An 18,865-nucleotide genomic window follows, 5' to 3' on the forward strand; every position below is an offset into this window, starting at 1 on the left:
ACGACAAGGCTTCCACAACGACGCATGAGGGGCTGTATCGTCATCTCCAAACGACCAACGAAAAACCCAAAAAAGGTCACTTCTTCAGATCAGCAGGAGTAAGAGACTTGTAGATGGGATCTTCGAAGCGGACTACCTCACTGCCCTTCCAGCGCGCCAAATAGAAGTCGCTCACACTCAAACCTTCATGGTTCGTCTTGCTGAAGGGCTTGTCATAGGTCTTGATCACGCCCTCGGTCTTGTTCAGACTTTCAAGCGCCGCAGCCACCTTCTCGCCATCCGTGCTGTTGGCCTGCTTCATCGCCGCCGCCAGCAGCATGACCGAGTCATACGCCTGTGCGGAGCATGGGAACGTGGTGAGCGTCGGGAAGTTCACGCGCACGCGCTGGCCCAGAGATTTGGTCTTCGCCGAGGTGTCTTCCGTCGTCGATGCGGCCATGATCAGATGCTCGGCCAGCTTGGTGCCCGCCATCTTGGGCAGCAGCGAACTCAGGTTGCCCCAGGTGCCCAGCGTGATCGGCATGTAGTTGATCTTCTCCATGCTGCGCAGCACCTGCGCCGCGCCGTCGGCAATGCCGTAGATGATCACCGTGTCCGCGCCCGCCGCCTTGATCTTGTTGAGCTGCGAGGTCATGTCCGTGTCCTTGGGACCGTACTTCTCGACCGCCACCGGCTTGACGCCATGCAGCGCGAGAATGTCCGTCGCGTCCTTGATGCCGCCCTGCCCGTAGCCGGTCGAGTCCGCCAGAATCGCGATCTTCTTTTCCTTGGACGCCTTCACCGCATAAGCCCCCAGCAGCGAGACCTGTTCGCGGTCCACCATGGAGATGCGGTAGAGATAATTCTGCGGCTCCTTGGCATAGCGCGTGGTGATTTCGGTGGCGGTCCCAATCGGCACCACGACGGGAATCTTCTTTTGCTGCGGAATGTGCAGCCACGCCAGCGCGTTGCCCGAGTTGGCCGGGCCGACAATGCCGCTGACCTTTTCGCTGTCGATCAGCTCCTGCACGGTCTGAATCGCCTTGGGCGGCGTGCCCTGATCGTCGCGAACCACGCCCACGACCTTGCGGCCCAGAATGCCGCCCGCCTTGTTGATGTCCTCGATGGCGGCCTCGAAGCCCCAGCGCCCGGCGATGCCGAGCTCCGCCACGCCGCTGGCCGATTGATCGGCCGTGTAGCCGATCTTGATATCCTGCGCCTGCACCGCAGCGCCGACCATGCTCCACGTTCCCACCGCACCCAGAACCAACTGGGCAACCATCGCCTTCTTCATGCTTGCGTCTCCTGGAATGATTTTCAAAGCCGAACAGTGACAGGGAAGACATCGCACAGACACGCTGCGCAACGCCACCGTGAACTCAGTCAATGTAGCGGTTAAGAATCCGAACGCATCCCGGGGTTTATCCCAAAGCATGAGGCAATGAACAAAGCGTCACCAATAGACGCTCTGCCATGCACGCACCTGAAGAATCAGGCGTAGGCGAGACCTGTTGCTACGCCGCCAAACAGGTCGCCTTCAACCTGCTGCACATCGGGGAAGGCCACGCGCAGCGCGTCGCGCAACGCCGTCAGCGCCGAAGATCCACCTGTCAGATAGATGGCTCCGGGAGCACTGACGCCCGCGCGCTGCACGCAATCCTGCGCGCATTGCACAACCTGCTGAAGCAACGCATCGAGACGCGAATGCAGATCGGCAGGCGTGATCTGCGCACCCAGATTGCGTTCCAGCCAATCGAGCTGGATCGGCGCGGCAGCATGCGTGCTCGACGCGGTGATCTTGGCCTGTTCCACGGCATCCGCCAGGCGATGGCCTTCGCGCTCCTCGATCACATGCATCAGTCGCTGGTGCATGCCCTGGTCGGCGTAATCCGAGCGCAATCCGCGCGCAGCCGCAATCGCCTTTTGCGTGTACAGCCACTGGATCAGATGCCAGGTCGAGAGATCGAAGAACACGCTGCTCGGCACCTCGCGCCCGCTCGGACCGATGTGGCGATAGCCCAGCAACGGCATGACCTGCTCGACGTTGAGACGATGATCGAAATCCGTGCCGCCGATGTGCACACCGCCGGTCGCCAGAATGTCGCTGTTGCGGTCTGCCTTGCCGGCATGATCCGGGCCCAAGCGCACCACGGTGAAGTCGGAAGTACCGCCACCGATATCGACGACCAGGGCGATGGTTTCAGCCGTCAAGCGGCGTTCGTAGTCGAGCGCGGCAGCAATCGGTTCGAGCTGAAAACTGACCTCGCCAAGACCCGCATCCTTGGCCGCCTGCGCGAGCGCGTTCTGCGCGTCACGATCACGCTCGGGATGTTCGTCCACGAAGTGCACGGGACGACCCAGCACGACGCGCTCGGGCAGCTTGCCGTCGAGCGACGCACGCGACTGCTGCGCGACATGGCGCAAAAACAGCGAAATGATGTCCTGATAGCTCACAAGCTTGTCGTGAACCGCTGTCTTTTCCTGCAGCAGTGCACTGCCCAGCAGGCTCTTGAGCGAGCGCATCAAGCGACCGGGCTCGCCTTCCAGATACTGCTTCATCGCATCACGACCGTAGTGCGTGCGATGCTCCTCCGTGTTGATGAACAGCGCGGTGGGCATGCCCGTGGCCGTACCTTCGAGAGGCAGAAGTCGCGATTGGCCGCCGGGAGGACAGAAAGCGGCGGCAGAGTTGGAGGTTCCGAAATCGATACCCAGCGTGCCGGGAATGGAGTGCGAGAGATCAGCCATCGTGCTTGTGGAGCTTGAAGGCGGGCATATCTTTGAATGTCGCTGACTGGCAGCATCATCCAAACGAAGAAGCCCACCGGTTGACTCGAACAGCTTCATGCGCAATGAACGCCGATCGGTCATGTTGGAACGGTTTGAGCAAAAAGAAAAAGCCCGCTTTGTTCAAAGCGGGCTTTTCAATTTGGTTGCGCGAGAAGGATTTGAACCTCCGACCTTTGGGTTATGAGCCCAACGAGCTACCAGACTGCTCCATCGCGCGGTATGTGTTTATTATATACCAGATTCGCAGTAATTTCTTGAATTACGCTGCGGATTCAGTATTTTCAGCAGCTGCTTCAGGAGCGCGATCCACCAGCTCAACGTAAGCCATGGGTGCATTGTCACCAACGCGGAAACCCATCTTCAGGATACGTGTGTAGCCGCCTGGACGTGCATTGAAACGTGGGCCGAGGTCGTTGAACAGCTTGGTCACGCTGTCACGGTCGCGCAGGCGATCGAACGCCAGACGACGGTTGGCAACCGTGTCGACCTTGGCCAGAGTGATCATGGGCTCGATCACGCGGCGCAGTTCCTTTGCCTTTGGAACGGTAGTCTTGATGGCCTCGTGCTCGATGAGCGAGTTCATCATGTTCTTCAGCATCGCGAGGCGGTGCGAGCTGGTGCGATTCAGTTTGCGAAGGCCGAGACCGTGGCGCATGGGATTGTCCTTTTGAAAAATGTTTTAGCGGCCAGCCGGATCAGGTACTGGCCGCTGCGCGGTATGCATTTGCTCTTTTGGCGATCTTGAAAATCTTCAAGACCAAGAATCAAAAGAGCCTGCGATTATAGCGTCTGAGTTCAACGCTTGTCGAGGCCGGCCGGTGGCCAGTTCTCGAGCTTCATGCCGAGCGTGAGGCCACGCGAAGCAAGAACTTCCTTGATTTCGTTGAGCGACTTGCGACCCAGATTAGGTGTCTTGAGCAGCTCGTTCTCGGTGCGCTGGATCAGATCACCGATGTAGTAGATGTTTTCTGCCTTCAGGCAGTTGGCGGAACGCACGGTGAGTTCCAGCTCGTCCACAGGACGCAGCAGGATCGGATCGAACGTGGCGTTGTTGCGCGAGCCGGACGGAGCATCGAATGCAGCCAATTCGCCGCCTTCGAGCTGAGCGAACACAGCGAGTTGTTCCACCAGAATCTTGGCGGACGCGCGCACTGCGTCTTCAGCGGTGATGGCACCGTTGGTTTCGATCTCGACGACCAGCTTGTCCAGGTCGGTGCGTTGTTCCACACGGGCGCTTTCCACGGTGTAGCTCACGCGCTTCACTGGGGAGAACGATGCGTCCAGAACGATGCGACCGATCGACTTGGTCGATTCGTCGGAATAGCGGCGCAGGTTGCCCGGCACGTAGCCGCGGCCCTTTTCCACCTTGATCTGCATGTCCAGCTTGCCGCCGGCAGACAGATGTGCAATCACGTGATCCGGGTTGACGATTTCAACGTCGTGCGGAGTCTGAATGTCTTGTGCAGTGACAACGCCTTCGCCGTCTTTGCGCAGGCTCAGGGTCACTTCGTCACGGTTGTGCAGCTTGAAAACCACACCCTTCAAGTTCAGCAGGATGTTGACTACATCTTCCTGAACGCCATCGATGGACGAGTACTCGTGGAGCACGCCTGCGATGGTCACTTCCGTCGCTGCGTAACCAACCATGGAGGAGAGCAATACGCGGCGAATGGCATTGCCCAATGTGTGGCCGTAACCACGCTCGAACGGTTCCAACTCGACCTTGGCACGATTGTGGCCAAGCTGCTCTACATTGATTGCCTTGGGCTTCAGCAAATTGGTTTGCATGCGGTCTTCCTCTTAATACCCCCAGCTCGTTACACCGGTAAGGCTGATGAAGCGCCTAAACCGCGATGCCTCGCGGTTTAGGAACAGTTTCTCGAAAGCTAAGCAGGCAGAGAATTAGCGCGAATACAATTCAACGATCAGGGATTCGTTGATGTCAGCTGCGAATTCGTCACGATCAGGAGACTTCTTGAAGATGCCTTCGACCTTGTCAGCGTTGACCTCGACCCAAGCAGGCATGCCCACTTGTTGAGCCAGTTGCAGAGCTTCGACGATACGAGCTTGCTTCTTGGACTTCTCACGCACGGCAACCACATCACCAGCCTTCACCAGGTAGGAAGCGATGTTCACGGATTGACCGTTCACGGTGATGGCCTTGTGCGACACCAGCTGACGTGCTTCTGCACGTGTGGAGCCAAAGCCCATGCGGTACACGACATTGTCCAGACGCGATTCGAGCACGGACAGCAGGTTGGCACCAGTGTTGCCCTTCTTGCCGTCGGCCATTTCGAAGTAGCGACGGAATTGCTTTTCGAGCACGCCGTACATGCGCTTTACTTTTTGCTTTTCGCGCAGTTGCAGGCCGTAGTCGGATGTGCGTGCACCGGAAGTGCGGCCATGTTGACCGGGCTTGGTGTCGAACTTGGACTTGTCCGCGATCGAGCGACGTGCGCTCTTCAGGAACAGGTCGGTGCCTTCACGGCGGGAGAGTTTGGCCTTGGGGCCGAGGTAACGTGCCACTTGAGCTTCCTTGTTTTCATCTGCCGCGCTGGTTCACCAACGCGGGAGCCACCAACGCTGAAAGCATTGGTGGCGGTGGGCTTATGAATCGATTAGATACGACGACGCTTTTGAGGGCGGCAGCCGTTGTGGGGAACCGGAGTCACGTCGGAGATCGAAGTGATGCGGATGCCCAGTGCGCCCAGAGCGCGCACCGACGACTCGCGACCTGGGCCTGGGCCCTTGATCTCGACGTCGAGGTTCTTGATCCCTTGTTCCATGGCGGCGCGGCCGGCCACTTCGGAAGCTACCTGAGCAGCGAACGGAGTGGATTTACGCGAACCCTTGAAACCCTGGCCGCCAGACGAAGCCCACGACAGGGCGTTGCCTTGACGATCAGTGATGGTGATGATCGTGTTGTTGAACGATGCGTGCACGTGAGCGATGCCGTCAGAAACGTTCTTGCGAACCTTCTTGCGGACACGCTGTGCAGCATTGTTTGCGGGAGATTTAGCCATAGTGCTCTACCTATTTACTTCTTGAGTGCCGCTGCGCCCTTGCGCGGACCCTTGCGAGTACGAGCGTTGGTACGCGTACGCTGGCCACGCATAGGCAGGCCTCGGCGATGGCGGAAGCCGCGATAGCAACCGATGTCCATCAAACGCTTGATGTTCATCGTTGTTTCGCGACGCAGGTCACCTTCAATGGTGAACTGAGCGATTTCGTCGCGGATCTTTTCCAGATCTGCGTCGGTGAAGTCTTTGACCTTCTTGGAGAAGGCGATTCCGCATGCTTCGCAGATCTTGCGAGCGCGAGTGCGACCGATGCCATAGATAGCCGTCAGGCCGATCTCAGCATGCTGATGCGGAGGAATATTGATACCAGCGATACGTGCCATTTGCGTCCTCTAATGTCCAATCAGCCTTGGCGCTGCTTGTGACGTGCATCTGTACAGATGACACGCACAACGCCCTTGCGGCGGATGATTTTGCAGTTGCGGCAAATCTTCTTGACCGAAGCCGAAACTCTCATTGCATTCTCCTAAATTTCCAATCGTCCCGGCTGCCTGCAGCGGAACACAAAGTCTCATCGAAAGTCTTGTGCCCGCGATGACTCGAAGGGCATCAATTACCGTTGCTTTCAGGCGAACCGCACATTTTAGCGCAGTCACCTGAAATTTGCTTGGGCTACTCGTTCAGAGTGTTGTTTTGAAGTTAGCCTTCTTCAACAACGACTCGTACTGCTGCGACATCATGTAGTTCTGAACCTGGGCCATGAAGTCCATGGTGACCACCACGATGATCATCAGGGATGTGCCGCCAAAATAGAACGGCACGTTGTACTTCAGGATCAGGAACTCCGGCAGCAGGCACACAAAGGTGATGTATACCGCGCCAACCAGTGTCAGTCGAACCAGAATCTTGTCGATGTAGCGAGCTGTGTTCTCACCTGGGCGAATGCCCGGGATGAACGCACCGCTCTTCTTCAAGTTGTCTGCTGTCTCGCGGCTGTTGAAAACCAGAGCCGTGTAGAAGAAGCAGAAGAAAATGATTGCAGCAGCGTAGAGCAACACGTAGATCGGCTGACCCGGGGTAAGCGTACCCGCGATGTCCTTCAACCAACGCATGGACTCACCGGCACTGAACCAGTTCACCACAGTAGCAGGCAACAAGATGATGGACGAAGCGAAGATCGGAGGGATCACGCCAGCCATATTGAGCTTCAGAGGCAGATGGGAGGATTGACCACCATATACCTTGTTGCCCACCTGGCGTCTTGCGTAATTCACAAGAATCTTGCGCTGACCGCGCTCCACGAACACGACGAAGTAGGTCACCAGAGCAATGATCACGATGATCAGGATTGCTGCCAGCGGGCCCATGGCGCCTGTACGTACGAGCTCGAACATTCCACCAATCGCACTGGGCAGACCTGCAGCGATACCGCCGAAGATCAGAATGGAAATACCATTGCCCAGACCGCGCTCGGTGATCTGCTCGCCCAGCCACATGAGGAACATCGTGCCAGCGGTGAGGCTGACCACGGCCGTCATGCGGAAACCGAACCCAGGGTTCAGCACCAGACCAGCAGAGCTTTCCAGAGCGACGGCGATACCCAGCGACTGGAAGATCGCCAGACCCAGCGTACCGTAACGGGTGTACTGGGTGATCTTGCGACGTCCGGCTTCGCCTTCCTTCTTCAACTGCTCAAATGTCGGGACCACGTAGGTCATGAGCTGCATGATGATCGATGCCGAGATGTACGGCATGATCCCCAGTGCGAACACTGTGAAGCGCGAGAGCGCCCCACCCGAGAACATGTTGAACAGGTTCAGAATGCCACCTTGTTGGCCACTGAACAGCTGCTGCAGCTGTGCTGGATCGATGCCCGGCACCGGGATATGAGCCCCGATGCGGTACACGACCAACGCCAGCAACAAAAACACCAGTCGACGACGCAGGTCACCGAACTTGCCCGTTTTCGCAATTTGCGCTGCGTTAGTAGCCACGGATGCCTTTCTTTAAGCCGAATTAGGCCAGGGAACCACCAGCTGCTTCGATAGCAGCCTTGGCACCTGCAGTCGCGCCGATACCGTTGAGCTTCACAGCCTTGGTGAGTTCACCAGACTTGATCACCTTAACGACCTTTGCGAGTTGGCCGACGAGACCTGCATTCTTCAATGCAGACACGTCCACTTCGGCCAAGCCGAGTTGTTCCAGCGCAGACAGAGTCACTTCAGCATTGAACTTCAGTGTTGTCGACTTGAAACCACGCTTTGGCAGACGGCGTTGCAGAGGCATCTGACCGCCTTCGAAGCCTACCTTGTGGTAGCCACCCGAACGCGACTTCTGACCCTTGTGGCCACGACCGGCGGTCTTACCCAGACCGGAACCGATACCGCGACCGACACGGCGCTTTGCGTGCTTTGCACCTTCTGCAGGCTTGATGCTATTGAGTTCCATCATCAATCCTTTCAGAGGACTTTGACCAGATAGCTGATCTTGTTGATCATGCCGCGCACTTCGGGAGTGTCCTTGAGTTCGCTGGTGCTGTTGAGCTTGCGAAGACCCAGGCCACGCACGGTAGCGCGGTGCGATTCCTTGGTGCCGATAGGGCTGCGCACCAGTTGAATCTTGACGGTTTGTTGCGTTGTCATTGCTATTAGCCTTTCAATCAGGCAGCAAACAGGTCTTCAACGCTCTTGCCGCGCTTGGCTGCCACTTCTGCAGGAGTAGTGGAGTTAGCCAGTGCGTCGAACGTTGCGCGGACCATGTTGTAAGGATTGGAAGAACCGTGGCTCTTGGCAACGATGTCAGTGATACCCATCACTTCGAACACTGCACGCATTGGGCCGCCGGCGATGATGCCGGTACCCTTGGGAGCCGGAGCGATCATCACACGGGCTGCGCCGTGGTGACCAGTCGTAGCGTGGAAAATGGTGCCGTCTTTGAGGGACACCTTCACCAGGTTACGGCGGGACTCTTCCATAGCCTTTTGCACGGCTGCAGGCACTTCCTTGGACTTGCCCTTACCCATGCCAACACGGCCATCACCGTCGCCGACCACGGTCAGTGCAGCGAAGCCGAGAATACGACCACCCTTCACAACCTTGGTCACGCGGTTGACCGCGATCATTTTTTCGCGCAAGCCGTCGTCACGACCTTCGTCTTGCACCTTGGGGGAAAACTTTGCCATTTTTATCCGCTCCGCTTAGAACTGCAGACCCGCTTCGCGGGCAGCTTCAGCCAAAGCCTTCACGCGGCCGTGGTATGCGAAACCAGCGCGATCGAAAGCTACTTTTTCAACGCCAGCGGCCTTTGCCTTTTCAGCAATGCGCTTGCCCACTGCTTGTGCAGCGGAGACGTTGCCGCCCTTGCCAGAGCCGCCCAGTTCCTTGCGAACGTCGGCTTCTGCAGTGGAGGCCGAAGCCAGCACCTTGGAGCCATCGCCGGAAATCAGCGTAGCGTAGATATGGAGGTTCGTACGGTTCACGGACAGACGCGCGATGCCTTGTTGGGCAATACGGATGCGGGTCTGGCGTGCACGACGAAGACGCTGCTCTTTCTTTGTCAACATGTTGCAGCTCCTTATTTCTTCTTGGTCTCTTTGATGACGACCTTTTCATCCGAATAACGGATGCCCTTGCCCTTGTAAGGCTCGGGAGGGCGCACAGCGCGGATTTCTGCAGCCAGCTGGCCAACGCGTTGACGATCAGCACCCTTGAGGATGATTTCGGTCGGCGTGGGAGTTGCCACAGTGATGCCGGCGGGCATCTCGAAGTTCACGGGGTGCGAGTAGCCAACGGCCAGGTTCAGCTTGGCGCCGGAAGCGGCAGCCTTGAAACCCACGCCAATCAGCGTCAGCTTCTTTTCGAAGCCCTTGCTCACGCCCACAACCATGTTGTTCACCAGCTGACGCATGGTGCCGCTCATGGCGTTGGCTTCACGGGACTCATCGACAGGGACAAACGTCAGCTTGCCGCCATCCAGAGTCACCTTCACCAGAGCGTTGGGGGTCAGGGACAAAGTGCCGCCTGCGCCCTTCACGTTGATCTGGTTGTTGTTCATCGACACGTCCACGCCTGCGGGGACGGTCACTGGGGATTTGCCTACACGGGACATTTCAGTTTTCTCCTCAATGCCACGTTAAGCGACGTAGCAAAGCACTTCGCCACCAACACCGGTAGCACGTGCCTTGCGGTCGGTCATCACACCCTTGGGAGTGGTGACGATTGCCACGCCCAGACCGTTCATCACGGTAGGAATGGAATCACGACCCTTGTAGACACGCAGGCCGGGACGGCTCACGCGCTCAATACGCTCGATCACTGGGCGACCTGCGTAGTACTTCAATACGATTTCAAGGTTCGACTTGCCATCTTCCGTCTTGACTTGGAAGCTGTCGATATAACCCTCGTCCTTCAGCACCTGTGCAATGGCAACCTTCACTTTGGAAGATGGCACCGAAACGGTGGCCTTGGAAACCATTTGCGCATTGCGAATGCGGGTCAGCAAGTCAGCGATGGGATCACTCATGCTCATGTTGTATCTCTCCTGCCTGCTTACCAGCTGGCCTTGGTGACACCGGGGATGTCGCCAGCAAAAGCCAGTTCACGGATCTTTGCGCGACCCAGACCAAACTGGCGGAACGTGCCACGTGGGCGGCCAGTGATTTCGCAGCGGTTGCGCTGACGGGTCGGGTTGGCGTTGCGTGGGAGCTTCTGCAGGCCCAGACGGGCTGCATCACGCTCTTCGTCGCTGCGCTTGGCATCGCCGGCAATTGCCTTCAGTTCTGCGTACTTGGCAGCGTACTTGGCGGCCAGTTTTTCGCGCTTCAGTTCGCGCTGGATCAAAGCTACTTTAGCCATACGCTGCCTTAGTTCTTGAACGGGAAACGGAAGCCAGCGAGAAGAGCCTTGGCTTCTTCGTCGTTCTTGGCTGTCGTGGTGATGCTGATATTGAGACCGCGCAGTGCGTCGACCTTGTCGTACTCAATTTCAGGGAAGATGATCTGTTCTTTGACGCCGATGTTGTAGTTACCGCGGCCGTCGAAAGCGCGACCAGAGATACCACGGAAGTCACGAACGCGCGGCAGAGCCACGGTCACGAAACGATCCAGGAATTCATACATCTGAACGCCACGCAGAGTCACCATGCAGCCAATGGCTTGGCCTTCACGGATCTTGAAACCAGCGATTGGCTTCTTGGACTTGGTCACCACTGGCTTCTGACCAGCAATCTTGGTCAGATCGGACACAGCGTGATCCATGACCTTCTTGTCAGCCACGGCTTCGCTCACACCCATGTTCAGGGTGATCTTGGTGATGCGCGGGACTTCCATTGGAGACTTGTAGCCGAACTTTTCAGTCAGATCAGCAGCAATCTTTTCGCGATAGTATTTTTGCAGTCGTGCCATGTTGACTCCTTAGGCTGCCTTGATTTCGGCGCCGGAGGACTTGAACACGCGAGTGCGCGAACCGTCAGCTTGCACCTTGATGCCAACGCGGTCAGCCTTGCCCGTAGCGGCATTGAAAATGGCCACGTTGGACTGGTGGATAGGCATAGCCTTTTCCACGATACCGCCAGTCGTACCCTTCATGGGGTTCGGCTTGACGTGCTTCTTGACCAGGTTGATGCCGTCCACGATAACGTGGGAATCATCCTTGCGCAGCGAAACCGTGCCACGCTTGCCCTTATCGCGCCCTGTGAGCACGATGACTTCATCGCCCTTGCGAATCTTGTTCATAACTCGTGTCCTTAGAGAACTTCGGGTGCCAGAGACACGATCTTCATGAACTTTTCATTACGCAGTTCACGTGTCACGGGGCCGAAGATGCGGGTGCCGATTGGCTCCAGCTTGGCGTTCAGCAACACTGCAGCATTGCCGTCAAACTTAACAAGCGAACCGTCGCCACGGCGGATGCCCTTGGCTGTGCGGACCACCACTGCGCTGTACACGTCACCTTTTTTGACGCGACCACGCGGTGCTGCTTCCTTGACGGTCACCTTAATGATGTCGCCGACGCTTGCATAACGACGCTTGGAACCACCCAGCACCTTGATGCAGAGGACGGACTTCGCGCCGGTGTTGTCGGCGACGTCTAACCGAGTTTCTGTCTGGATCATTTCAATATTCCCAACTTGCACCGGAATCACCCTCACGGAAATGAGAGCGAACCAGTCAGTCTTGGGCCCGTCGTCAGAGCTGCAAACCATTCACAGCTCATCCGCTGGGCAGAAAAGTTTCGCATAGATTAATGCGAAGCCTTGTATTCTCGCAAAGATTTCTCCGCCCGTCAAGCAGGTGGATTGGCTTTGCGAGTGTTGCACCCCTGAAATGTGGCTTCAGGGCTGCGGAACAGTTGCGTATTGTTGCGCAATTGCCGAAAACGCATCGAGTTGCGGGTCAATTCCCAGTTCGTCACGCAGGATTTCCGCCACGCGCGGGGCAATGGAGCCCGCCAGTTTCGCATCGAGAAACAACATGCGCACGCGGCGCGCCAGTACGTCTTCCACGGTGCGGGCGTACTCGAAGCGCGCAGCAAAGCGCACCATGGCCTCGGTGAAGCCCGGTGCCAATTCTCGGTTTGCGCCCTCCATCGACTTCACCAGCGGGGCCTCGCTGCCGTAGGAATGCAGACCCTGCGGATCGTTCATGCCCTCGCGCATGGTCGTGGTCGTGGCACCCACCACCGGCAGGTGCACGGTCACACCACCAGTGCGCGTGGGCAGCAGCTTGGCATCCATGCAGTGCTGGAGCACGTCCTCGGCCATGGCGCGGTAGGTGGTCCATTTGCCGCCGGTCACGGTGACCAGACCACTCTTGCTGACCAGCACGGTGTGCTCACGGCTGATCTTCTTGGTGTTGCCGGCGTCGTCGTCCTGGTGCTTGACCAGCGGACGCAGACCCGCCCAGATGCTGCGCACGTCGGAAATCTTCGGCGCACGGCGCAGATAGCGGGCCGATTCGCCCAGAATGAAGGCCACCTCGTTCTTCATGGCCTCGGGCTCGTAGTCGAGCTGGTTCTTCGGGCTGTCGGTCGTTCCCAGAATCACTTTGCCCAACCATGGCACGGCGAACAGCACCCGGCCGTCGGTCGTTTTGGGCACCATCAGCGCGTGGTCGGAAGGCAGGAATTCGCGGTCCACGACGATGTGCACGCCCTGGCTGGGAGCGACCATCGGCTTGACTGGCTTGCCCTGCGCCTCGCCATCCTTCTCGCGCAGCGCGTCCACCCAGACGCCCGCCGCGTTCACCACGCAGCGCGCCTTGATCTGAAAACGCTCGCCGCCTTCCTTGTCCACCGCGATCAGGCCATTGACCTTGCCGTCGGCGTAGGTGAGCTGCGTCACCTCGCAGTAATTGACCAGCAGCGCGCCCTTGAGCGCCGCGGTGCGGGCCAGCGCCAAGGCCAGACGGGCATCGTCGAACTGGCCATCCCAGTACTTGACACCGCCCTTGAGACCATCGCCCTGCACGGTCGGCAGGCAACGCATGGTGTCCATGCGGCCCAGAAATTCGGTCGCGCCCAGACCGGCAGAACCAGCCAGTGCGTCATACATCTTGAGGCCCACGCCATAGAACGGCGTTTCCCACAGCTTGTAGGAAGGCATCACGAACGCCAGCGGGCGCGCCAGATGCGGGGCGTTCTTGAGCAGCGTGGTGCGCTCGTGCAGCGCCTCGCGCACCAGCGAGATATTGCCCTGCGCCAGATAGCGCACGCCGCCGTGCACCAGCTTGGTGGCGCGCGACGAGGTGCCCTTGGCGAAATCGTGCGATTCGAGCAGCACGACCTTGAAGCCACGGGCAGCGGCGTCCAGCGCCGTGCCCAGCCCCGTCGCCCCGCCACCCACCACCGCGAGGTCGTATTCCTGCGGCTGTCGCAAGTTGGCCAGCAGCTCCGAGCGCTGGGTCATCAGGGGGGTGAGGGGTTCTGTCGTCATGGCTGCCGCTTGTTAGAGATGAATGCCAATGGCAGGATGCCCGTGACCGGAACAGGATGCCTATTGCATTTCAGGGTTTTCCCTAGGGATTTTATCCAACCCGGACGCATGTTTGCGTCGAAAAATCAGCCGGCCTTACAGCGGCGAAGGCGAATGATTCCGCCCTCGCCGCAAATGCTCACCCGTGGGTCAGCGAACCTTGCCGTCCTTCCAGGCCTGGAGCAGCTTGTCGTAGGCGATGGTCTCGCCCTTTGGCTTCTCGTTGGCCAGCTTGGCCCAAGGAGCCGCCTTGTCGGACAGCCACTTGTTCGGATCGCCCTTCTTGTTGAGCTTGGGCGCGCACTTGGCCATGCCCGCACGCTCCAGACGCGCCATCACCTGGTCCATTTCCTCGGCCAGATTGTCCATGGCGGACTGCGGCGTTTTCTCACCCGTCACCGCCTGCGCCACGTTCTTCCACCAGAGCTGGGCGAGCTTCGGATAATCCGGCACGTTGGTGCCGGTCGGAGTCCACGCCACGCGCGCCGGGCTCTGATAGAACTCGACCAGACCGCCGTACTTGGCTGCGTTCTTGGTGAAGTACTCGCTGCGCACGTCCGAATCGCGAATGAAGGTCAGGCCCTGAATCGACTTCTTGAGCGTCGTGGTCTTGGCGGTCACGAACTGCGCGTAGAGCCACGCGGCAGCCGTCTTGTTGGCATCGTGGCCGTTGAAGAAAGTCCAGCTGCCCACGTCCTGATAACCGTTCTGCATGCCGTCCTTCCAATACGGACCGTGCGGGCCGGGGGCCATGCGCCACTTGGGCGTGCCGTCGGCGTTCACCACGGGCAGGCCTGCCTTGGTCATGTCGGCGGTGAAGGCGGTGTACCAGAAGATCTGCTGGGCGATGTGGCCCTGCGCGGGCACGGGGCCGGATTCGCCGAAGGTCATGCCCGTGGCTTCCTTGGGCGCGTACTTCTTCATCCAGTCCACATACTTGGTGAGCGCGTAAACCGCAGCGGGCGAGTTGGTCGCACCGCCGCGCGAAACCGATGCGCCGACTGGCGTGCACTTGTCGTCCGCGACGCGAATGCCCCACTCGTCCACCGGCATGCCGTTGGGGATGCCCTTGTCGGCGGAACCGGCCATCGATAGCCATGCGTCGGTGAAGCGCCAGCCCAGCGACGGATCCTTTTTGCCGTAGTCCATGTGACCGTAGATCGGCTTGCCGTCGATCTGCTTCACATCGTTGGAGAAGAACTCGGCGATGTCTTCGTAGGCGCTCCAGTTCTGCGGCACGCCCAGGTCGTAGCCGTACTTGGCCTTGAACTTGTCCTGCAGGTCCTTGCGCGCAAACAGGTCGGCGCGGAACCAGTACAGGTTGGCGAACTGCTGGTCGGGCAACTGATACAGCTTGCCGTCCGGCGCGGTGGTGAAGCTCGTGCCGATGAAGTCCTTGAGATCCAGACCGGGGTTGGTGTATTCCTTGCCCGCGCCGTTCATGTAATCGCTCAGATTCATGATCTTGCCGTAGCGGTAATGCGTGCCGATCAGATCGGAGTCCGAAATCCAGCCGTCATAGATCGACTTGCCCGACTGCATCGAGGTCTGCAGCTTCTCGACCACGTCGCCTTCCTGAATCAGATCGTGCTTGACCTGAATGCCCGTGATCTCGCTGAACGCCTTGGCCAGCACCTTGCTTTCGTACTCGTGCGTGGTGATGGTTTCCGAGACGACGGAGATGTTCTTCACACCCTTGGCCTGCAGCTTCTTGGCGGCTTCGATGAACCACTTCATCTCGGCCATCTGCTGGTCCTTGTTCAGCGTGGAGGGCTGAAACTCGCTGTCAATCCACTTCTTGGCTTCCGCCTCACCAGCCCATCCTGCCTGCCCCAAAGTCAGGGCTGCTACGGCGAACGCAATCGCCTTGAACTGCACCTTCATCGCATGTCTCCTCAAAAGGGACTCCCCGTGTTGTCCTCGGATCCGGGCCTCGGGGGAGGAGCGGGCTGGATCCTTGCCTGCAAAAAACCGTTGAACGCTCTGCCTCTTCAACCCTTGCGCATAATCAGCGCGAGCACGAGCATCGAAATCACCAAGCTGATCCACACCGTCGGCTCGGCCTCCAGCGAAAACCACTGCGTCATCTTTTCGCCCAGCCCCACCCAGATCAGGTTGATGTAGGCCGCCGTGAGCAGTCCGATGAAAAGCCGGTCGCCGCGTGTCGTGGCGATCGGCAGAAAGCCCTTGCGCAGCACCGTGGGCGACTTGATTTCCCACACCGTCATGCCCACCAGCATCAGCGCAATGCAAACGAAGAAGACCGCGACTGGCGTGGTCCATGCCATCCATTCCCACATGTCGGCGCTCCTTGAATCAACGACTCAGACGCGGCCCATCGCGAAACCCTTCGCAATGTAGTGCCGCACAAACCAGATCACCACCGCACCCGGCACGATGGTGAGCACGCCCGCTGCCGCCAGCGTCGCCCAGTCCATGCCCGAGGCCGAGACCGTGCGCGTCATCGTCGCGACAATGGGCTTGGCGTTCACGCTGGTGAGCGTGCGTGCCAGCAGCAGTTCCACCCAACTGAACATGAAGCAGAAGAACGCCGCCACGCCAATGCCCGCCTTGATGAGCGGAAGAAAGATCGTGAGGAAAAAGCGCGGGAACGAATAGCCGTCGATGTAGGCCGTCTCGTCGATCTCGCGCGGAATGCCGCTCATGAAGCCTTCCAGAATCCACACCGCCAGCGGCACGTTGAACAGCAGATGCGCGAGCGCCACGGCGATGTGCGTGTCCATCAGCCCCACGGTCGTGTAGAGCTGGAAGAACGGCAGCAGAAACACCGCAGGCGGCGTCATGCGATTGGTCAGCAGCCAGAAGAACACATGCTTGTCACCCAGAAACTGGTAACGCGAAAACGCATACGCCGCAGGCAGCGCGACGACCAGCGAAATCACCGTGTTGATGGCCACATAGAGCAGGCTGTTGATGTAGCCCGAGTACCAGGACTCGTCGGTGAAGATGGTCTTGTAGTTGTCCCAGGTGAAATGCTGCGGCCACAGCGAGAAGCTCGACAGGATCTCCTCGTTGGTCTTGAAGCTCATGTTCACCATCCAGTAGATCGGCAGGATGGCGAAGACGAGATACAGGATCAGGAACAGCGTGCGTTTCTGGAAGCGTTTTTCATTCATGGCCGGCCCCTTCGGAAGAGCTTGTGCCCACGCGCTGCATCCAGTTGTAGAGGATGAAGCACAGCAGCAGAATGATGAAGAAATAGATCAGCGAGAAAGCCGCCGCAGGCCCCAGATCGAACTGGCCCACCGCCTTCTGCGTGAGGTATTGACTGAGGAACGTGGTCGCATTGCCGGGGCCGCCGCCCGTGAGCACAAACGGCTCGGTGTAGATCATGAAGCTGTCCATGAAGCGCAGCAGCACCGCAATCATCAGCACGCCGCGCATCTTGGGCAGCTGGATGTAGCGGAACACCGCGAACTTGCTTGCGCCATCGATGCGCGCGGCCTGGTAATACGCATCGGGAATCGAGCGCAGCCCGGCAAAGCACAGCAGCGCGACCAGCGGCGTCCAGTGCCACACATCCATCGCCAGCACCGTGAGCCATGCATGCGTGGCGTTGCCTGTGTAGCTGTAATCGAAGCCCAATGTTTCCAGCGTCTTGCCCAGCAGGCCGATGTCGGCACGACCGTAGATCTGCCAGATCGTGCCCACCACGTTCCACGGAATCAGCAGCGACAGCGCCACGATCACCAGCACCGCAGACGACTTCCAGCCCTGCGCGGGCATGGCCAGCGCCAGCAGAATGCCCAGCGGAATCTCCACGCACAGCACGGCCAGCGAGAAGCCCAGTTGCCGCAGCAAGGCGCTGTGCAGTTCCTCGTCGCGCATCACCTGCGCGAACCATTCGGTGCCGACGAACACGCGGCGCTCGGGCGAGATGATGTCCTGCACCGAATAATTCACCACGGTCATGAGCGGCAGAATCGCCGAGAACGCCACGCAGATGATCACCGGCAGGATCAGAAACCAGGCCTTCTGGTTGACGGGTTTGGTGTTGATGCTTTCCGGCGCGCTCATGGCATCAGCTCCTCGTTGGTGTTGTAGAAGCAGGTGTGTTCGCCCACCACACGCAGCCAGACCAATTCGCCTTCGCGCGGCAGAACTTGCTCCTGCGTGCAGCGCGCCTTGACGATCTGGCCGTTGATGTTGGCGGTCAGCATCTGGTGCGTGCCCACGTCCTGCACGCGCACGACGACGGCGGGCAGCACACCGGCATGGCCTTCCTCGGCAATCGACAGATATTCAGGCCGCACGCCCACGCGCAAATCACCGTCGGGCAAAGCGCGCGGCGCGGGAACACGAAGCCCTGCCACATGGATCTCGCCGCCGCTGGCCTTGCCTTCCAGAAAATTCATGCCCGGCGAGCCGATGAAGTGACCGACGAAGGCATGCTGTGGCCGCTCGAACAGCTCGCCCGGCGTACCCACCTGCACCGCGCGGCCACGCGTCATCACGACGACGTGATCGGCAAACGTGAGCGCCTCGACCTGATCGTGCGTCACATAGACGAGCGTGAGTTTCAGCTCATGGTGAATCTGCTTGAGCTTGCGGCGCAGCTGCCATTTGAGATGCGGATCGATGACAGTGAGCGGCTCGTCGAACAGCACGGCGGCCACGTCTTCGCGCACCAGGCCGCGACCCAGCGAAATCTTCTGTTTCTCGTCCGCCGACAAGCCCGCCGCGCGCTGATTCAACTGCCCGCTCATCTCCAGCATCTCGGCGATCTGCCCGACGCGCTCGCGGATGCGCTGCTCGGGCACCCTGCGATTGCGCAGCGGAAACGCGAGGTTGTCGGCCACGGTCATGGTGTCGTAGATCACCGGGAACTGGAACACCTGCGCGATGTTGCGCTCCTGGGGACTTGCGCGCGTCACGTCGCGTCCGTCGAACAGCACCTGGCCCTGCGACGGCACGAGCAGGCCGGACATGATGTTGAGCATCGTCGTCTTGCCGCAGCCCGAAGGCCCGAGCAAGGCATATGCGCCGCCATCTTCGAACGTCATGTCGAGCGGCAACAGCGCGTAGTCGCTGTCCTTTTGCGGATTCGGCTTGTAGGAATGCGCGAGTTTGAGTTCGATGCGCGCCAT

General features: G+C 59.1%; 25 protein-coding genes and 1 tRNA gene. All 26 read right to left on the reverse strand.

Annotated elements, in window-relative coordinates:
- Window positions 1-76: 76 nt before the first annotated feature.
- The 26 genes from G7048_RS08545 to G7048_RS08670 all read right to left on the reverse strand — a co-directional run bounded on the left by G7048_RS08545 (window position 77) and on the right by G7048_RS08670 (window position 18,865).
- Window positions 77-1,261, reverse strand: a complete 1,185-nt coding sequence (locus tag G7048_RS08545; protein WP_166070877.1) for an ABC transporter substrate-binding protein — start codon at window positions 1,259-1,261, stop codon at window positions 77-79.
- Window positions 1,262-1,470: 209 nt separating this feature from the next.
- Window positions 1,471-2,727: an Hsp70 family protein gene (locus G7048_RS08550; RefSeq protein WP_166067724.1), complete on the reverse strand. Its 1,257-nt coding sequence runs from the start codon at window positions 2,725-2,727 to the stop codon at window positions 1,471-1,473.
- Window positions 2,728-2,909: 182 nt separating this feature from the next.
- Window positions 2,910-2,986, reverse strand: a tRNA-Met gene (locus tag G7048_RS08555).
- A gap of 42 nt (window positions 2,987-3,028) precedes the next feature.
- The gene (gene rplQ, locus G7048_RS08560) at window positions 3,029-3,424 is read right to left on the reverse strand and encodes a 50S ribosomal protein L17 (RefSeq protein WP_166067725.1); all 396 of its coding nucleotides are present in this window, start codon (window positions 3,422-3,424) and stop codon (window positions 3,029-3,031) included.
- Window positions 3,425-3,564: 140 nt separating this feature from the next.
- Window positions 3,565-4,557: a DNA-directed RNA polymerase subunit alpha gene (gene rpoA / locus G7048_RS08565; RefSeq protein WP_166067726.1), complete on the reverse strand. Its 993-nt coding sequence runs from the start codon at window positions 4,555-4,557 to the stop codon at window positions 3,565-3,567.
- Window positions 4,558-4,671: 114 nt separating this feature from the next.
- A complete protein-coding gene (gene rpsD, locus G7048_RS08570; RefSeq protein WP_166067727.1) occupies window positions 4,672-5,295 on the reverse strand; it encodes a 30S ribosomal protein S4 in 624 nt (207 codons plus the stop codon).
- Window positions 5,296-5,387: 92 nt separating this feature from the next.
- Window positions 5,388-5,792: a 30S ribosomal protein S11 gene (rpsK, locus tag G7048_RS08575; RefSeq protein ID WP_166067728.1), complete on the reverse strand. Its 405-nt coding sequence runs from the start codon at window positions 5,790-5,792 to the stop codon at window positions 5,388-5,390.
- Between the two features lie 14 nt (window positions 5,793-5,806).
- Window positions 5,807-6,172: a 30S ribosomal protein S13 gene (gene rpsM / locus G7048_RS08580; RefSeq protein WP_166067729.1), complete on the reverse strand. Its 366-nt coding sequence runs from the start codon at window positions 6,170-6,172 to the stop codon at window positions 5,807-5,809.
- A 20-nt stretch (window positions 6,173-6,192) separates the two neighbouring features.
- A complete protein-coding gene (gene rpmJ, locus G7048_RS08585) occupies window positions 6,193-6,306 on the reverse strand; it encodes a 50S ribosomal protein L36 (protein ID WP_019576345.1) in 114 nt (37 codons plus the stop codon).
- Window positions 6,307-6,469: 163 nt separating this feature from the next.
- Window positions 6,470-7,783 (reverse strand): preprotein translocase subunit SecY, encoded by a 1,314-nt coding sequence (gene secY / locus G7048_RS08590; RefSeq protein WP_166067730.1) that lies wholly within the window; start codon window positions 7,781-7,783, stop codon window positions 6,470-6,472.
- 22 nt (window positions 7,784-7,805) lie between these two features.
- Window positions 7,806-8,237 carry a 50S ribosomal protein L15 gene (rplO, locus tag G7048_RS08595; protein WP_166070878.1) on the reverse strand — a complete coding sequence of 144 codons (432 nt, stop codon included), beginning with the start codon at window positions 8,235-8,237 and terminating at the stop codon, window positions 7,806-7,808.
- An 11-nt stretch (window positions 8,238-8,248) separates the two neighbouring features.
- Window positions 8,249-8,431 (reverse strand): 50S ribosomal protein L30, encoded by a 183-nt coding sequence (rpmD, locus tag G7048_RS08600; protein ID WP_166067731.1) that lies wholly within the window; start codon window positions 8,429-8,431, stop codon window positions 8,249-8,251.
- A gap of 17 nt (window positions 8,432-8,448) precedes the next feature.
- The gene (gene rpsE / locus G7048_RS08605; RefSeq protein ID WP_166067732.1) at window positions 8,449-8,970 is read right to left on the reverse strand and encodes a 30S ribosomal protein S5; all 522 of its coding nucleotides are present in this window, start codon (window positions 8,968-8,970) and stop codon (window positions 8,449-8,451) included.
- A gap of 15 nt (window positions 8,971-8,985) precedes the next feature.
- Window positions 8,986-9,351, reverse strand: coding sequence for a 50S ribosomal protein L18 (gene rplR, locus G7048_RS08610; RefSeq protein WP_166067733.1), 366 nt, complete (start codon window positions 9,349-9,351; stop codon window positions 8,986-8,988).
- Between the two features lie 11 nt (window positions 9,352-9,362).
- The gene (rplF, locus tag G7048_RS08615; protein ID WP_166067734.1) at window positions 9,363-9,896 is read right to left on the reverse strand and encodes a 50S ribosomal protein L6; all 534 of its coding nucleotides are present in this window, start codon (window positions 9,894-9,896) and stop codon (window positions 9,363-9,365) included.
- A 24-nt stretch (window positions 9,897-9,920) separates the two neighbouring features.
- Complete coding sequence (rpsH, locus tag G7048_RS08620) at window positions 9,921-10,316, reverse strand: 30S ribosomal protein S8 (protein WP_166067735.1); 396 nt, start codon at window positions 10,314-10,316, stop codon at window positions 9,921-9,923.
- 20 nt (window positions 10,317-10,336) lie between these two features.
- The gene (rpsN, locus tag G7048_RS08625) at window positions 10,337-10,642 is read right to left on the reverse strand and encodes a 30S ribosomal protein S14 (protein ID WP_166067736.1); all 306 of its coding nucleotides are present in this window, start codon (window positions 10,640-10,642) and stop codon (window positions 10,337-10,339) included.
- An 8-nt stretch (window positions 10,643-10,650) separates the two neighbouring features.
- On the reverse strand, window positions 10,651-11,190 hold the full coding sequence (rplE, locus tag G7048_RS08630) for a 50S ribosomal protein L5 (RefSeq protein ID WP_166067737.1): 540 nt from the start codon (window positions 11,188-11,190) through the stop codon (window positions 10,651-10,653).
- Window positions 11,191-11,199: 9 nt separating this feature from the next.
- Window positions 11,200-11,520, reverse strand: coding sequence for a 50S ribosomal protein L24 (gene rplX / locus G7048_RS08635; protein WP_166067738.1), 321 nt, complete (start codon window positions 11,518-11,520; stop codon window positions 11,200-11,202).
- An 11-nt stretch (window positions 11,521-11,531) separates the two neighbouring features.
- Window positions 11,532-11,900, reverse strand: a complete 369-nt coding sequence (gene rplN / locus G7048_RS08640; RefSeq protein ID WP_166067739.1) for a 50S ribosomal protein L14 — start codon at window positions 11,898-11,900, stop codon at window positions 11,532-11,534.
- 219 nt (window positions 11,901-12,119) lie between these two features.
- Window positions 12,120-13,718: a glycerol-3-phosphate dehydrogenase/oxidase gene (locus tag G7048_RS08645; protein WP_166067740.1), complete on the reverse strand. Its 1,599-nt coding sequence runs from the start codon at window positions 13,716-13,718 to the stop codon at window positions 12,120-12,122.
- A gap of 189 nt (window positions 13,719-13,907) precedes the next feature.
- Window positions 13,908-15,641 (reverse strand): ABC transporter substrate-binding protein, encoded by a 1,734-nt coding sequence (locus G7048_RS08650; protein WP_166067741.1) that lies wholly within the window; start codon window positions 15,639-15,641, stop codon window positions 13,908-13,910.
- 107 nt (window positions 15,642-15,748) lie between these two features.
- Entirely contained in the window at window positions 15,749-16,057 is a 309-nt protein-coding gene (locus G7048_RS08655; protein WP_166067742.1) for a DUF2160 domain-containing protein, read from the reverse strand.
- A 24-nt stretch (window positions 16,058-16,081) separates the two neighbouring features.
- Window positions 16,082-16,894, reverse strand: coding sequence for a carbohydrate ABC transporter permease (locus G7048_RS08660; protein ID WP_166067743.1), 813 nt, complete (start codon window positions 16,892-16,894; stop codon window positions 16,082-16,084).
- Window positions 16,887-17,795, reverse strand: a complete 909-nt coding sequence (locus G7048_RS08665; protein WP_166067744.1) for a carbohydrate ABC transporter permease — start codon at window positions 17,793-17,795, stop codon at window positions 16,887-16,889. The genes G7048_RS08660 and G7048_RS08665 overlap by 8 nt, the downstream gene beginning before the upstream one ends.
- Window positions 17,792-18,865 carry an ABC transporter ATP-binding protein gene (locus G7048_RS08670; protein ID WP_166067745.1) on the reverse strand — a complete coding sequence of 358 codons (1,074 nt, stop codon included), beginning with the start codon at window positions 18,863-18,865 and terminating at the stop codon, window positions 17,792-17,794. Before G7048_RS08670 ends, G7048_RS08665 begins: the two co-directional genes overlap by 4 nt.

Source organism: Diaphorobacter sp. HDW4B, from assembly GCF_011305535.1.
Taxonomy (GTDB): domain Bacteria; phylum Pseudomonadota; class Gammaproteobacteria; order Burkholderiales; family Burkholderiaceae_C; genus Diaphorobacter_A.

Excerpts from the sequence above, each read along its gene's own strand:
- rpoA (WP_166067726.1), bottom strand. The coding sequence starts at position 4,557 with ATGCAAACCAATTTGCTGAAGCCCAAGGCAATCAATGTAGAGCAGCTT.
- G7048_RS08660 (WP_166067743.1), bottom strand. The coding sequence starts at position 16,894 with ATGAATGAAAAACGCTTCCAGAAACGCACGCTGTTCCTGATCCTGTAT.
- rplX (WP_166067738.1), bottom strand. The coding sequence starts at position 11,520 with ATGAACAAGATTCGCAAGGGCGATGAAGTCATCGTGCTCACAGGGCGC.
- rpsK (WP_166067728.1), bottom strand. The coding sequence starts at position 5,792 with ATGGCTAAATCTCCCGCAAACAATGCTGCACAGCGTGTCCGCAAGAAG.
- G7048_RS08550 (WP_166067724.1), bottom strand. The coding sequence starts at position 2,727 with ATGGCTGATCTCTCGCACTCCATTCCCGGCACGCTGGGTATCGATTTC.
- rplN (WP_166067739.1), bottom strand. The coding sequence starts at position 11,900 with ATGATCCAGACAGAAACTCGGTTAGACGTCGCCGACAACACCGGCGCG.
- rpsM (WP_166067729.1), bottom strand. The coding sequence starts at position 6,172 with ATGGCACGTATCGCTGGTATCAATATTCCTCCGCATCAGCATGCTGAG.
- rplQ (WP_166067725.1), bottom strand. The coding sequence starts at position 3,424 with ATGCGCCACGGTCTCGGCCTTCGCAAACTGAATCGCACCAGCTCGCAC.
- G7048_RS08655 (WP_166067742.1), bottom strand. The coding sequence starts at position 16,057 with ATGTGGGAATGGATGGCATGGACCACGCCAGTCGCGGTCTTCTTCGTT.
- G7048_RS08545 (WP_166070877.1), bottom strand. The coding sequence starts at position 1,261 with ATGGTTGCCCAGTTGGTTCTGGGTGCGGTGGGAACGTGGAGCATGGTC.
- rpsH (WP_166067735.1), bottom strand. The coding sequence starts at position 10,316 with ATGAGCATGAGTGATCCCATCGCTGACTTGCTGACCCGCATTCGCAAT.
- rplR (WP_166067733.1), bottom strand. The coding sequence starts at position 9,351 with ATGTTGACAAAGAAAGAGCAGCGTCTTCGTCGTGCACGCCAGACCCGC.
- rpsE (WP_166067732.1), bottom strand. The coding sequence starts at position 8,970 with ATGGCAAAGTTTTCCCCCAAGGTGCAAGACGAAGGTCGTGACGACGGC.
- G7048_RS08665 (WP_166067744.1), bottom strand. The coding sequence starts at position 17,795 with ATGAGCGCGCCGGAAAGCATCAACACCAAACCCGTCAACCAGAAGGCC.
- G7048_RS08645 (WP_166067740.1), bottom strand. The coding sequence starts at position 13,718 with ATGACGACAGAACCCCTCACCCCCCTGATGACCCAGCGCTCGGAGCTG.
- rpsN (WP_166067736.1), bottom strand. The coding sequence starts at position 10,642 with ATGGCTAAAGTAGCTTTGATCCAGCGCGAACTGAAGCGCGAAAAACTG.
- rplO (WP_166070878.1), bottom strand. The coding sequence starts at position 8,237 with ATGGAACTCAATAGCATCAAGCCTGCAGAAGGTGCAAAGCACGCAAAG.
- rplF (WP_166067734.1), bottom strand. The coding sequence starts at position 9,896 with ATGTCCCGTGTAGGCAAATCCCCAGTGACCGTCCCCGCAGGCGTGGAC.
- G7048_RS08650 (WP_166067741.1), bottom strand. The coding sequence starts at position 15,641 with ATGAAGGTGCAGTTCAAGGCGATTGCGTTCGCCGTAGCAGCCCTGACT.
- rplE (WP_166067737.1), bottom strand. The coding sequence starts at position 11,190 with ATGGCACGACTGCAAAAATACTATCGCGAAAAGATTGCTGCTGATCTG.
- rpmJ (WP_019576345.1), bottom strand. The coding sequence starts at position 6,306 with ATGAGAGTTTCGGCTTCGGTCAAGAAGATTTGCCGCAACTGCAAAATC.
- rpmD (WP_166067731.1), bottom strand. The coding sequence starts at position 8,431 with ATGACAACGCAACAAACCGTCAAGATTCAACTGGTGCGCAGCCCTATC.
- G7048_RS08670 (WP_166067745.1), bottom strand. The coding sequence starts at position 18,865 with ATGGCGCGCATCGAACTCAAACTCGCGCATTCCTACAAGCCGAATCCG.